The 12,989-nt window shown below is 73.1% G+C and carries 14 protein-coding genes; 9 read left to right on the top strand and 5 right to left on the bottom strand.

Translation table 11 applies throughout. The annotated features are described in order from the left end of the window. The first annotated feature begins 64 nt into the window (after positions 1-64). Positions 65-1,180, top strand: coding sequence for a calcium/proton exchanger (gene cax, locus JUB12_RS20455; protein ID WP_205697291.1), 1,116 nt, complete (start codon positions 65-67; stop codon positions 1,178-1,180). After that, positions 1,177-2,124, top strand: a complete 948-nt coding sequence (locus tag JUB12_RS20460) for a TerC/Alx family metal homeostasis membrane protein (RefSeq protein ID WP_205697292.1) — start codon at positions 1,177-1,179, stop codon at positions 2,122-2,124. Before cax ends, JUB12_RS20460 begins: the two co-directional genes overlap by 4 nt. 22 nt (positions 2,125-2,146) lie before the next feature. Here JUB12_RS20460 and JUB12_RS20465 read toward each other — a convergent pair whose 3' ends face one another. Further along, positions 2,147-3,595, bottom strand: a complete 1,449-nt coding sequence (locus JUB12_RS20465) for an MFS transporter (protein WP_205697293.1) — start codon at positions 3,593-3,595, stop codon at positions 2,147-2,149. A 133-nt stretch (positions 3,596-3,728) separates the two neighbouring features. Here JUB12_RS20465 and JUB12_RS20470 point away from each other — a divergent pair, with 133 nt between their 5' ends. Both JUB12_RS20470 and JUB12_RS20475 read left to right on the top strand, forming a co-directional pair. Then, positions 3,729-4,310, top strand: coding sequence for a TetR/AcrR family transcriptional regulator (locus JUB12_RS20470; protein WP_205697294.1), 582 nt, complete (start codon positions 3,729-3,731; stop codon positions 4,308-4,310). A 47-nt stretch (positions 4,311-4,357) separates the two neighbouring features. Beyond that, a complete protein-coding gene (locus JUB12_RS20475; protein ID WP_205697295.1) occupies positions 4,358-4,729 on the top strand; it encodes a hypothetical protein in 372 nt (123 codons plus the stop codon). Positions 4,730-4,846: 117 nt separating this feature from the next. Here the strand turns inward: JUB12_RS20475 and JUB12_RS20480 are convergent, their stop codons facing one another. Next, on the bottom strand, positions 4,847-5,275 hold the full coding sequence (locus JUB12_RS20480; protein ID WP_205697296.1) for a hypothetical protein: 429 nt from the start codon (positions 5,273-5,275) through the stop codon (positions 4,847-4,849). Between the two features lie 121 nt (positions 5,276-5,396). Between JUB12_RS20480 and JUB12_RS20485 the strand changes: the two genes are divergently transcribed. After that, entirely contained in the window at positions 5,397-6,563 is a 1,167-nt protein-coding gene (locus tag JUB12_RS20485) for an acyl-CoA dehydrogenase family protein (RefSeq protein ID WP_205697297.1), read from the top strand. Here the strand turns inward: JUB12_RS20485 and JUB12_RS20490 are convergent. After that, positions 6,560-7,483 (bottom strand): aldo/keto reductase, encoded by a 924-nt coding sequence (locus JUB12_RS20490; protein WP_205697298.1) that lies wholly within the window; start codon positions 7,481-7,483, stop codon positions 6,560-6,562. The two genes, JUB12_RS20485 and JUB12_RS20490, sit on opposite strands and share 4 nt — an antisense overlap. 45 nt (positions 7,484-7,528) lie before the next feature. On the opposite strand from JUB12_RS20490, the gene JUB12_RS20495 reads away from it, so the two are divergent. Genes JUB12_RS20495 through JUB12_RS20510 form a run of 4 tightly spaced genes read left to right on the top strand, consistent with a single transcriptional unit; the run spans position 7,529 to position 11,237 of the window. Further along, positions 7,529-7,978 carry a PadR family transcriptional regulator gene (locus JUB12_RS20495; RefSeq protein WP_205697299.1) on the top strand — a complete coding sequence of 150 codons (450 nt, stop codon included), beginning with the start codon at positions 7,529-7,531 and terminating at the stop codon, positions 7,976-7,978. Beyond that, positions 7,978-8,442 carry an SRPBCC family protein gene (locus JUB12_RS20500; protein WP_205697300.1) on the top strand — a complete coding sequence of 155 codons (465 nt, stop codon included), beginning with the start codon at positions 7,978-7,980 and terminating at the stop codon, positions 8,440-8,442. The genes JUB12_RS20495 and JUB12_RS20500 overlap by 1 nt, the downstream gene beginning before the upstream one ends. Positions 8,443-8,461: 19 nt before the next feature. Next, complete coding sequence (locus tag JUB12_RS20505; RefSeq protein WP_205697301.1) at positions 8,462-10,465, top strand: 3-hydroxyacyl-CoA dehydrogenase/enoyl-CoA hydratase family protein; 2,004 nt, start codon at positions 8,462-8,464, stop codon at positions 10,463-10,465. A gap of 19 nt (positions 10,466-10,484) precedes the next feature. Continuing rightward, complete coding sequence (locus JUB12_RS20510; protein WP_205697302.1) at positions 10,485-11,237, top strand: NAD-dependent deacylase; 753 nt, start codon at positions 10,485-10,487, stop codon at positions 11,235-11,237. A 3-nt stretch (positions 11,238-11,240) separates the two neighbouring features. Here the strand turns inward: JUB12_RS20510 and JUB12_RS20515 are convergent, their stop codons facing one another. Both JUB12_RS20515 and fdhD read right to left on the bottom strand, forming a co-directional pair. After that, positions 11,241-12,152, bottom strand: coding sequence for a hypothetical protein (locus tag JUB12_RS20515; protein WP_205697303.1), 912 nt, complete (start codon positions 12,150-12,152; stop codon positions 11,241-11,243). A 41-nt stretch (positions 12,153-12,193) separates the two neighbouring features. Further along, positions 12,194-12,988, bottom strand: coding sequence for a formate dehydrogenase accessory sulfurtransferase FdhD (fdhD, locus tag JUB12_RS20520; protein ID WP_241004333.1), 795 nt, complete (start codon positions 12,986-12,988; stop codon positions 12,194-12,196). Position 12,989: the final 1 nt, after the last annotated feature.

Here is a 12,989-nt window from a genome sequence, read left to right on the forward strand (position 1 = left end):
GCACCCGCCGCCCGCCGCCCCGGAGGCGCCTCGGGGCGTCGGGCCGTAAGGTCCTGGGCACCGGATGGCGATGCGGCGCTTCCTCCTGAGCAGCCAGGGCTGGCCCTACCTGCTCGTCCCGTTCATCCCCATCGCCATCGCGGTGGAGCTCGCGCACGCCGACCCGGTGCTCGTCTTCTTCGCCGCGGCGGCGGGCGTCATCCCGACCGCCGCGCTCATGGGCCGCGCCACGGAGGAGCTCGCCGCGAAGTCCGGCCCCGGCATCGGCGGCTTCCTCAACGTGACCTTCGGCAACGCGCCGGAGATCATCATCGCCCTCTTCGCGCTCAACGCCGGCCTGCACGAGGTCGTCAAGGCCTCGCTGGTCGGCTCCATGCTCGGCAACCTGCTGCTCGTCCTCGGCGCCGCCATGTTCATCGGCGGCCTGGGCCGCGACCGCCAGCGCTTCGACCCGACCGCCGCCGGCGCGCAGATGACGATGCTGCTGCTGGCCTCGGTGGCGCTCGTGATGCCGGCGCTCTTCGAGCTCATCGAGGGCCGGGGCCTGCCGCTGCCCGGCACCGAGCGCATCGACTACGACTCGACGGTCGAGCACCTGTCGCTCGCGGTCGCCTTCGTCCTGCTGCTGAGCTACGGCGCCGGCCTGGTCTTCTCGCTCAAGACCCACCGCACGCTCTTCAACCCGCCGCACGCCGAGGACGAGGAGGAGCACGCGGGCAGCTGGTCCGTGCGCACCGCCGTCCTCGCGCTCGCCGGCGCCGGCGTCGCCGTCGGCGTCATGTCCGAGGTCCTGGTCGGCTCGATCACCGAGGCCTCGGAGTCCATCGGCCTGTCGGAGTTCTTCGTCGGCGTGATCGTCGTCGCGATCGTCGGCAACGCCGCCGAGCACTGGGTCGCGGTGCTCGTCGCGCGCAAGGACAAGATGGACCTCGCCGTCAACATCTCCATCGGCTCGAGCGCACAGATCGCGCTCTTCGCCGCGCCGGTCCTCGTGCTCGCCTCGTTCTTCCTCGGGCCCCATCCCATGGCCCTGGTGTTCAACGGGTTCGAGCTCGGGGCGATCCTGCTCGCGATGCTCATCGCCAACCACGTGACCCACGAGGGTGAGTCGCACTGGTTCGAGGGCGTCCAGCTCCTCGCCGTCTACGCCGTCCTCGCCATCGCCTTCTTCGCCGCATGACCCCCATCGCCAACGTCACCAGCCCCTTCGCCCTGGGTGGCCTCGTCTTCGTGGTCATCCTCCTGCTGCTCGTCGACCTCCTCTTCTTCGCGCGCGGACGGCACCCGTCGTTCCGCGAGGCGGCGATCTGGTCGGTCGGCTGGCTCGTGCTCAGCCTGCTCATGGCGTTCGTCGTCCTGGCGCTCGACGACTCGAGCGGCGCGGTCGAGTACACGACCGTCTACCTCATCGAGCGCACGCTCTCGCTCGACAACCTCTTCGTCTTCCTGCTGCTGTTCGGGTACTTCGCGGTCCCCGAGGAGCACCGGACGAAGCTCCTGTTCTGGGGCATCGTGCTCGCGCTCGTCCTGCGCGGTCTGGCGATCCTCGTCGGCGTCGAGCTCATCGACCGCTTCCACTGGGTCCTCTACGTCCTGGGCGCGACGCTGCTCGTCCTGGCCTACCGCATGCTGCGCGGCGGCCACGAGGACGTCGACCCGGAGAAGAACCTCGTCGTCCGGCTGACCAAGCGGGTCTTCCCGGTCACGACGACGCACGCGGGCGGCTCGTTCTTCGTCCACGAGGACGGCAAGCGCAAGGCGACGCCGGTCTTCCTGGCCTTCGTCTCCCTCGGCGCGGCGGACATCGCCTTCGCGGTCGACTCGATCCCGGCGGCGTTCGCGATCTCCGAGGACGCGTTCGTGATCTGGACCGCCAACGCGTTCGCGCTGATGGGCCTGCGCGCGCTGTTCGTCCTGGTCGAGGAGCTCATCAAGCGCTTCCGCTACCTGGACGCGACGCTCGCGATCGTCCTGGCCCTCGTCGGCTTGAAGATCCTGCTCGAGGACGTCATCCACCTGTCGCCGGCGGCGTCGCTGGCGATGGTGGCGGTCTGCTTCGCCGCCGGCATCAGCGCGTCGCTGCTGGCCGACAAGCGCGACGGCGGGAGCGCCCCCGCGCACTAGGCGCGGGGGCTCCCGTGGGGGGCTAGGCGAACTCGAGGACGGCGGCCTCGGCCGGCGGCGCGGCCGGGACCTTCGGCGCGCGGATCGCCACCGCGGCGACGAGCAGCGCCAGGACCGCGAAGCCGGTGCCGGCCACCAGGGCGCTGGACATGCCGTCGGCCAGGACCTCGGGCGCCGGGGCCACCTCGGCGCGCGCGGCGCCGTCGGGCATCGCGGTGCCGTAGACCGTCACGAGGATGGCGAGGCCCAGCGTGCCGCCGAGCTGCTGCACGGCCTGCAGCAGGCCGCCGACCGCGCCCGAGTCCTCGTCGCGCACCCCGGCGAGGATCACCGCGCTGAGCGGCATGAAGCTCAGCCCGGCGCCGAGGCCGAAGAGCGCCAGCGGCCCGGCGAGCGCGGTCAGGTAGGACGAGTCCGCCTCGACCTGGGTCAGCCAGCCCATCCCGGCCGCGATCAGCACGAGGCCGGCCAGCACGAAGGGCTTGGCGCCGAAGCGCGGCAGCCACAGCGGCACGAGCTGGCCGACGGCGAACAGCATCGCGGTGAGCGGGAGGAACGCCAGGCCGGTGGTCAGCGCGCTGTAGCCGAGCGCCTGCTGGAGGAACTGGCTCAGGAAGAAGAACATCCCGAACAGCGTCGCCGGCAGCAGGAGCATCGCCAGGTAGCCGCCCGGCGCGTTGGGCTCGCGCAGCAGGCGCAGCGGCAGCAGCGGCTGGCCGGTGCGCGACTCGTGGACGACGAACGCGGCGAGGACGGCGGCGGCCGCGGCGAAGATGACGTGCGCGGTCGTGTCGCCCCAGCCGGACTCGGCGACGCGGATGAAGCCGTAGACCAGGGCGCCCATGCCGAGCGTCGAGCTCAGCGCGCCGAGCACGTCGAAGCGCCCGGTCTGGCGCGGGGCCTCGGCGATGAAGCGGGGCGCCATCGCCATGACCAGCACGCCGATCGGGACGTTGATGGCCAGCACCCAGCGCCAGGACGCCCAGCTCGTGAGCATCCCGCCGAGGATCAGGCCGATCGAGCCGCCGGCGGCGGAGACGGCGGTGAAGACGCCGAGCGCGCGGTTGCGGGGCGCGCCGGCCTCGAAGTTCGTCATGAGCAGCGCGAGGACGCTCGGCGCGGCGACGGCGGCGCCCACGCCCTGCAGCGCGCGGGCGGCGAGCAGCAGCCCGCCGGAGGTCGCGATCGCGCCGAGCAGCGAGGCGGCGGTGAAGAGGCCGACGCCGGCGACGAGCACGCGGCGGCGCCCGAGGACGTCGCCGATGCGCCCGCCGAGGAGCAGCAGGCCGCCGAAGGCGAGGGTGTAGCCGTTGAGGACCCACGAGAGCGTCGTGGGGGAGAAGCCGAGGTCCTGCTGGATGTCGGGCAGCGCGACGTTCACCACCGTCGCGTCGAGCACGACCATGAGCTGGACGGTGACGATGACGGCGAGGGCGATGCCGGCGTGGTGCCTGCGGGGCTGCGGTGGCACGGGGCCTCCTTGCGTGGCGGAGTCTCGAGAAACGGGGACTGTCCCCGCTTGTGAGGCACGCTAGCATATGTGGAGGCGGTCCCCGGTTTGTACCGGAGACGGTCCCCGGTTTCCAGGAGGTCTGTCCCGAGCCATGGCCGATCTGCAGTCCCCCGCCGCTGAGCGCCCGCTCCGCGCCGACGCGCGGCGCAACCGCGACGCGCTGCTCGCCGCCGCCCGCGAGGCCTTCGCCACCGAGGGCATCGACGCGTCGCTCGACGACATCGCCCGCAGCGCCGGCGTCGGCTCCGGCACGCTCTACCGCCACTTCCCGACCCGCGAGTCGCTCGTCGACGCCGCGTTCCGAGACTCCGTCGAGGGGCTCGCGACGAAGGCCGAGGCGCTCCTGCAGGAGGACGACGCGGGGGAGGCGCTGGTCACCTGGCTCGTCGCGCTGCTCGAGCACGTCACGACCTTCCACGGCCTCGCGAGCCGGCTCGTCGTCTGCGTCAGCGACGCCAGCTCGCCGCTGCACGACGCCTGCCGGACCATGGACGGCGCGATGAACGCCCTGGCCGACCGCGCCACCGCCCAGGGCGCGCTGCGCGAGGGCGTCGACGTCTCGGACCTCGGGACGCTCGTCCACGGCATCGCCCTCGCGGCCGAGCGTCGCACCGAGGACCCCGAGCTGGCGCGCCGCCTGCTGCGCATGGCCCTCGACGGGCTGCGCGCCTAGCGACCGCCGCCCTCAAGGCGCCGGTCCGCCTGCCGACCACGCAGGTGATGGACGTCCGCGCCGTGATGGCCGCCTCGGGCACCACGCCGACCACCGAGTCGGACGCCAAGGCGACCCGCAAGCTCCAGCCGATCAAGGGCCACGAGTTCTCCAAGGTCCTCGAGGGCGCCCAGAAGGGCCACTACGTCAACCGCTCGGGCAACGCCCGCGACGGCGAGACCTTCCAGCGCGTCCACCGCGACGGCCGGCTCTTCCACGTCTACGGCGAGGGCAAGGAGCGCACGGTCGTGGAGCTCAAGACCGCCCAGACCGGCACCGACGCCCCGGGCGGCACGTCCGCGCCGTCGTCGACCACCAGGACGTCCGAGTCGTCGAAGCCGACGACGACGACCACCGGCGGCACCACGGCCAAGGGCTAGCCGGGCTCCGCGGGGCCCGCTCCAAACGGCATCGAGTGGCGGATTCTCAGGCTGGAGAGCGGAAGATCCGCCAACGGATGGTCCGGAGGGTGCGCTCAGGACGGCCCAGGACCGGGCTCAGCCCGCGCCCACGTCCCGCAGCCGCCGCGCCACCTCGGCCTCCACGTCCAGCGGCGCCTTGCCCTGCCGGACGAGCCGCCGGTTGCGCGACTCGACCAGCTCGCGGATCTCCAGCAGGAGCTCGCGGTCGACCGCCGGGCGGGTCAGGGCGGCCAGCTCGGCCTCGACGTCGATCGGCGCCTCGCCGCGGGCCACGCGGCGGCGGTTGCGGGCCTCGAGCATCTGCCGGACCTCGGCGTCGCGCTCGGCGATCGCGGCGGCGCCCGTCACGGCCGGACGCAACGGCACGTCGGAGCCGTCGCGCAGGCTCAGCCCGCCCTTGCCGATCTGGTCGTAGACCTCGTCGCGCTTGGCGAAGGCCCACAGCGCCAGGACCGCCGCGACGCCCGTCACGCCGACCACGACCCAGAAGAACGCCTCCTCCATCCGGCCGATGGTCGCACCACGCCCGAATACGGGCTACCATCCGCGTCATCCGGTCGTTGACTGACGAGTCAATCGCCTCGGTCGGACCGGGTCTCAACCTCTCTTCCCTAGGAGCACGAACGTGGTCGACTTCACGCTGACCGACGAGCAGAAGAACCTGCGCGAGCTTGCACACGACTTCGCGGAGAAGGAGATCCGTCCGGTCGCGTGGGAGTTCGACAAGGACGGCACCTGGCCGCAGAAGATCATCGAGAAGGCCCACGAGGTCGGCCTGATGAACACGCACGCGCCCGAGCAGTACGGCGGGCCGGGCCTCGGCTACCTCGACGGCTGCATCATCGAGGAGGAGCTCGCCTGGGGCTGCTCCGGCATCCAGACCTCCCTCGGCGCCAACGGCCTGGCCTCCGCGCCCGTCGCCCTCGGCGGCTCCGACGAGGTCCAGCGCGAGTTCTTCGGCGAGCTGACCGCCGAGCCGAAGCTCGCCTCGTTCTGCCTCACCGAGCCGGGCGCCGGCTCCGACGTCTCGTCGATGCGCACGACGGCCACGCGCAAGGGCGACAAGTTCGTCCTCAACGGCCAGAAGTGCTTCATCACCAACGGCACCTACGCCGACTGGTACACGGTCTACGCCAAGACCGACAAGGACGCCGGCCACCGCGGCATCTCCGCCTTCCTCGTGCGTCGTGATGACACGGTCATCATCGACAAGAAGGAGGACAAGATGGGTCAGCGCGCCTCCAACACGGCGACGGTGACCTTCAACGACACCGAGGTCGACGCCAAGTACCTCCTCGGCGAGGAGAACAAGGGCTTCAAGCTCGCGATGATGACCCTCGACCGCACCCGTCCGGGCGTCGCCGCCATGGCGACCGGCATCGCGCGCGCGGCGATGGAGTTCGCCATCGACTACTCGAAGGAGCGCGTGCAGTTCGGCGTGCCGATCGCCATGCACCAGGCGATCCAGTTCATCATCGCCGACATGGCCACGAAGGTGCACCTCGCGCGCCTGGCCACCTGGAACTCGGCCGTCCTGCTCGACCAGGGGTCGCGCAACACGATCGAGTCCTCGCACGCCAAGCGCTTCGCCGCGGACACCGCGATGGAGGTCGCCACCGAGGCCGTCCAGGTCTACGGCGGCTACGGCTTCATCAAGGAGTACCCCGTCGAGAAGCTGATGCGTGACGCGAAGATCATGCAGCTCTACGAGGGCACGTCGCAGATCCAGCGCCTCGTCATCGCGCGCGAGACGCTCCTGCCGCGCCGCGCCGAGTCGACGGTCGCCGCCTAGCGCAGCCGTTCCAGCTCGCCGGCGCTGAGCTCGAGCTCGGCGCCGGCGAGCAGGTCGCGCAGCTGGTCGGTGCGCGTCGCGCTGGCGATCGCCGCCGTGACGCCCTCCTGTGCGACGACCCACGCGACCGCGACGGCCGCCGGCGTCACGCCGCGCGCCGTCGCGATCTCGCGCAGCGCCTCGACGGTCGCCCACGCGGCGTCGTCGTCCTCGAAGCGGGAGACCGCGCCCGCCCGCGCGCCCTGGTGGGCCTCGCCGCGGGTGTACTTGCCGGTGAGGAACCCGCCGGCCAGCGCCGCGTAGGGCGCCACGCCGAGGCGCTCCTCCACGGCCAGGCGCTGCAGCTCGCCCTCGAACTCCCCACGGGCGACCAGCGAGTACGGCGGCTGCAGGACGGTCGGCCGCGTCAGGCCCTCGCGGTCGCAGATCGCCAGCGCCTCGCGCACCCGCCCGGGCGCGTAGTTCGACAGCCCGAGGTGCGCGGCGCCGCCGTCGCGCACGACCGCGTCGAGCGCCCGCAGGGTCTCCTCGAGCGGCGTCGACGGGTCGTCCTTGTGGGCGTAGAGGAGGTCGACGCGCTCGACGCCCAGGCGCTCGAGGCAGGCGGCCGCGCTGCGCCGGACGTGGTCGGCGCCCAGCCCGCCCTGCCAGCCGACCTTCGTGGCGAGCAGGACGGCCCCGCGGCGTCCGCGATCGCGCATCCACGCGCCGATCAGCCGCTCGGACTCGCCGCCCTCGTGGCCCGGCACCCACGACGAGTACGCGTCGGCGGTGTCGACGAGCCCAGCGCCGCCCGTCGCGTCGGCGAACAGGTCGAGGACGTCGAAGGCCTGCTCGCCGTCGACCGTCCAGCCGAAGACGTTGCCGCCCAGGCAGAGCGGGTGGACCTCGAGGCCGGTGCTGCCGAGTGCGCGTCGCATGCGCTCGACGCTAGCCACGCGGGTGGCCTGCCATCCTCTGACGCCGTGTCGACGTCCAGGCGCACCCAGGAGGCGGTAGCGGAGGCCGCCCCGCTGGAGCGCGCCGGGGAGGCCGTCGGCCGCGCGGCGCCGGGACCGGGGTCGGGCGACCCCCTCGTCGGCGAGCTGCGCCGGGCGGGGCTGGTCCCGCTGCTCGTCCTGCACTTCCTCGAGGGCGGCCCGTCCTACGGCGGGGCGCTGATGGAGCGCGTCGCGACGCTCACCGGCGGCCTCGTCGCCGTGAACCCGAACACGATGTACCCGCTGCTGCGCCGCCTCGAGGGCGAGGGCCTGGTGGCGGGGGAGTGGGAGCACCCCGAGCGCCGGTCGCGGCGCTTCTACCGGATCACCGAGGCGGGCTCCGCCGAGCGCGCGCGGCTGGCCGAGGCGCTGGCGCCGCGGCTGCGCGTGACCGCCCAGGCGCTGCAGGCGATCGACGCGGAGCTCGGCGGCTGATGGGCCGCGTGCGCGCGAGCATCGACGTCCCGGGCCGCCCCTTCGACGCCGAGGCGCTCTGGTACGACACCGCCCGCTGGCCGACGTTCGTCGACGGACTGCACCACGTCGCCCGTCAGGACGCGGGCTGGCCCCGCGAGGTCGGTGCGCGTGTCGTCTGGGACTCGACCCCCGGCGGGCGCGGGCGCGTCGTCGAGGTCGTCGAGGCCTTCGAGCAGCGCACGGGGCAGACGGCGTTCGTGGAGGACGAGCACGTCCGCGGCACGCAGCGCGTCGCCTTCACCGCCCTGGACGGCGACCGCACGCGCGTCGAGATCGCCTTCGAGTACACGATCAAGCGCCGCGGCGGATGGACGCCGCTGGTTGACATGGTGTTCGTCCGCCGGCCCTTCCGCGAGGCGCTCGAACGGACGTTGACGCGCTTCGCCAGGGAGCTGCGGGCAGACCGCGACCTCCTCGCCTGAAGCCCTACTGTGCCCGCCCATGTTCGTGTTCAAGGCCGCCGTCGTGGGCGCCGGGACCATGGGCGGCCAGATCGCGCAGACGATCGCCGCCGCGGGGATCCCGGTCGTCCTCAAGGACGTCAAGCAGGAGTTCGTCGACGCCGGGCTGGCCGAGGCCCGCGGCGTCACCCAGGGCCAGATCGGCCGCCTGGTCAAGAAGGGCAAGCTCACGGAGGAGCAGGCCGCCGCGCAGGTCGAGGAGGTCCTCGGCCGCATCCACGGCACGACGTCCTACGAGGGCTTCGGCGACGTCGACTTCGTCATCGAGGCCGTGCCGGAGCGCATGGAGGTCAAGCAGGCGGTCTTCGCCGAGCTCGACGCCGTCACGCCCGGCCACGCGATCCTCGCCTCGAACACGTCCTCGCTGTCGATCACCGAGATCGGCGACGCCACGCTGCGCCCCGAGAAGGTCGTCGGCTTCCACTACTTCTACCCCGCCTCGGTCATGCCGCTGATCGAGGTCATCGAGGGCGACGACACCGACGCGGAGACCACCCAGGCCGCCGTCACCTTCGCCCAGGCGATCAAGAAGCAGCCGATCACCTGCGCCGAGGTGCCGGGGTTCGTCGTCAACCGGATCCTCATGTCCGGGATGTCGGAGCTGTGGCGCGCCCAGGAGGAGCAGGGGCTCGACATCAAGGCGATCGACGCCGGCATCCAGCCGCGCAACGTCGTGCCGATGGGGCCGTACTTCCTCGTGAACCTGCTCGGCCTCGACACCGTCATCCACGTCGCCGAGCACCTGGCCGAGTCCTACGGCGACCGCTTCTACGTCTCCGAGGGCATCCAGAAGCTCGTCGCCGACGGCAAGCTCGGCGCGAAGACCGGCGGGGAGGGCGTCTACGACGCCGAGGGCAACGCCCAGCTCGCGGGCGACGCCGAGCCCGACGTCGACGAGCTCGTCGAGCTGCTCACGCTCAAGACGCTCGTCGAGGCCTGCTGGGTGCTCGAGGAGGGCGTCGCCACCCACCGCGACATCGACTTCGGGATGATGGCCGGCGCCGGCCTCGACCCCCGCCGCGGCCTGCTGCCGCCGTTCATGAAGGCCGACGTCGAGGGCCTCGACAGCGTCCTCGAGCGCCTCGAGCGCGCCCAGGAGCGCCACGGCGATCGCTTCGAGCCGCCGGTCGTCCTGCGCCGTCTCGTGGCCCAGGGCCGCCTCGGCCAGAAGAGCGGCCAGGGCTTCTACGCCTACCCGCAGGTCGACGAGGACCCGGTCGGCGAGGTCGTCAAGCTCGAGACCCGCGGCGACGGCGTGGCCATCGCGTGGCTGGCCAACGGCCAGATGAACTCGATCGCCCCGTCGGTCGTCGCGGACCTGCGCAAGGTCTGGGACGCCGTGCAGGAGCGCGGCATCCGCGCGCTGGTCATCGCGTCGTCCAACCCCTTCCTGTACAGCGCCGGCGCCGACATCAAGGCGTTCACGCAGATGGACGAGGCGCAGGGCGAGCAGCTCATCCACGAGGCGCACGCCCTGTTCCGCGAGCTGGGCCAGAAGGGCGTCGCCACGATCGCGGCGGTCAACGGCCTGGCCTTCGGCGGCGGCTGCGAGCTGGCCATGGCCTGCGACGTGCGCATCGCGGCGCGCTCGGCCCTCTTCGGCCAGCCGGAGGTCAAGCTCGGGATCATCCCCGGCTTCGGCGGCACCCAGCGGCTGCCGCGCCTGGTCGGCTCGAACAAGGCGCTCGAGATGAACCTCATCGGTGACCCGGTGGGGGCCGAGGAGGCCTACGAGTTCGGCCTGGTCAACCGCGTGGTGCCCGACCACGAGCTGCTCGACCAGGCGCTGCAGTGGGCGCGCAAGCTGTCCGAGGCGGCGCCGATCGCCCTCGAGCAGATCAAGCGCGTCAGCGGCGCCGGCGACCTCGACGAGGGCATCGAGGCCGAGAAGCAGGGCTTCGCGACCGCCTTCCGCTCGGAGGACGCCAAGGAGGGCATCAGCGCCTTCCTCGGCAAGCGCGCCCCGCGCTGGCAGGGCACGTAGCGCTCTACGCTGAGAGCCGATGACGCCCGCGACGACCGACCGCGTCCAGCAGCTCGCCTCGCTCATCCGCGAGGCGGAGTCGGTCGTCGCGCTCACGGGCGCCGGGATCTCCGTGCCCTCGGGGATCCCGGACTTCCGCTCGCCCGGCACCGGGCTGTGGGAGGGCGTGAACCCGATGGAGGTCGCGCACATCGACGCGTGGCGGGCCGACCCCCGGCGCTTCTGGGAGTTCTACGGCCAGCGCTTCGCCTCGCTCGAGGGCAAGGAGCCCAACGGCGCGCACCGCGTGCTCGTCGAGCTCGAGCGCCGCGGGAGGCTCGACGGCGTCGTCACGCAGAACATCGACCGCCTGCACCGCCTGGCCGGGTCCGCGAACCTCGTCGAGGTCCACGGGACGATCGACACGTCCTCGTGCCTGTCCTGTGGTGCGCGCTTCCCGCTGGACGAGGTCCGCGCGCGCCTGGCCGCGACCGGCCTGCCGGCCTGCGACTGCGGCGAGCCGCTCAAGCCCGACGTCGTCCTCTTCGGCGAGTTCCTGCCCGACGGCGCGCTCGAGCAGGCCTACGCGCTGGCGGGGACGGCCGACGTCCTGCTCTGCATCGGGTCCTCGCTGGAGGTCCACCCGATCGCCCAGTTGCCGGGGGTCACGAAGACCAACGGCGGCGAGGTCGCGATCGTCACCCGGGGCCCGACGCCCTGGGACCGCCACGCCGCGGTGAAGCTCGACGGCGACGTCGTCGGCGAGCTCGAGGCGCTGCTCGCGGCGCTGTGAGCGCTAGCTGATCCGCCGGGTCACGCGCCCGTGCGCGTCGCCCTGGAACGCGCCCTTGCCGTCCTTGAAGTAGACCATCCAGCTCGGGCCCTGCAGCGGCAGGTCCATGAGCACGAGGTAGTCCACCCGCGTGGTCGGCACCCGGAGGCGTCCGGCGGCGCTGCGCGTCAGCCGGTAGGGCGCCGCGGGGTCGATCGACGCGAACGGCACGGTCTCGAGCGCGCCGGTCGCGGGCGACTCGGAGTCCACCTTCGCGGCCGCGCCGGCGCCGGCGACCGACACGTGGCGCAGGGTGTCGCCCCGCACGAGCTGCGCGTTGATCCGGTCGGGGGCGAGGCGGATGAGGCGGACCTTGCCGTGGGCCTGCAGGCGCCCGAGCGCCGGCGACAGGGCCGACTTCGTGAGCAGGGAGCCGCGCTGGAGGCCGAGGACGGGGCCGTCGTCGTCGCCCCCGCCCGGGGTGGGCAGGCTCTCGCGCCCCTCGTCGATGGCCCGCTGGACGTCGTCGATCGCGTCGCGCGCGGTGTCGACGCCGCCGTCGACCGCCGAGTACACGCCGATGCCGACCGGGACCATGATCGCCAGGACGATGAAGACGGGGATGAAGCGCAGCAGCCACCACGGACCGCGCGAGACGTCGATCGAGGCGACCGCCGGGATCTCCGTGCGCTCGGGGGCGGGGAGGTCCCACGTCATGGCCACCGGCGTGCCGACGTCGGCCGGCGCGCCGGAGGACGAGGCCGGCGCCGTGGCCGTCGCCGCCTTCGGGATGAAGTCGTCGTCGAAGCCCGACGCCGAGGTCGTGGCGTTCGGCGCGCTGGCCGGCTGCTCGACGCTGGACGGTGCCGCACCGCGCAGCCCCGCCAGCGTGTCCTCCCCGATCTCGCGCCCGAACGCGTCGTGCTTGGCCCCCATGGACGCGACGGTACCCCGGCCCCGGCCGTCCGTGGGTGCGGTCAGCCCTCCGCTGCGCCGGGCGGCCTGCCACCGTCGACGACGCGCCCTCGGTCGGCGTACACGTTGACCGAGCCGCCCCGGGCGAAGCCGGCGAGCGTCATGCCGCGATCGCGCGCCAGCGAGACGGCCAGCGACGTCGGGGCGCCCACGCCGACGAGCACCGGGCAGCCCGCGAGCGCGGCCTTCTGCACGAGCTCGAAGGCCAGCCGGCCGCTCACGCACAGCACCCGGTCGTGGAGGGGGAGCAGGCCGTCGAGCAGCGCACGGCCGACGACCTTGTCCAGCGCGTTGTGGCGCCCGACGTCCTCGCGGACGAGCAGCAGCTCGCCCGCCGCGTCGAAGAGGCCGGTCGCGTGCAGGCCGCCCGTGGCGGCGAAGCCGGGCTGGCGCAGGCCGTCGGGCAGGGCCGCCAGCAGCGCCCGGTCGACCCGCGGGCCGTCGGGCAGCTCGGGCGCGTGGCGGGCGACCTCCTCGAGCGCGCCCTTGCCGCACACCCCGCACGACGACGTCGCGTAGAAGCGCCGGCTCGACGGCTCGAAGGCGAGGTCCGCCTCGACCTCGACGACGTTGGCAGCGAGGTCCGCGGGCAGGCCGACCGACCGCGGCGGGCCGGCCAGCAGCCCCTCACCGTGCAGGAACCCCACGGCGAGCTCCTCGTCGTGGCCGGGCGTGCGCATCGTCACCGCCAGGGGCTCGCCGCCGACCCGCACCTCGAGCGGCTCCTCCACGGCGACGCGGTCCTCCACGTCGCCGTCGCGGCGCACGGAGCGGGTCAGGCGGGCGTCGGAGGCCACG

Origin of the sequence: Conexibacter sp. SYSU D00693 (assembly GCF_017084525.1) — a bacterium.
Lineage (GTDB): Bacteria > Actinomycetota > Thermoleophilia > Solirubrobacterales > Solirubrobacteraceae > Baekduia.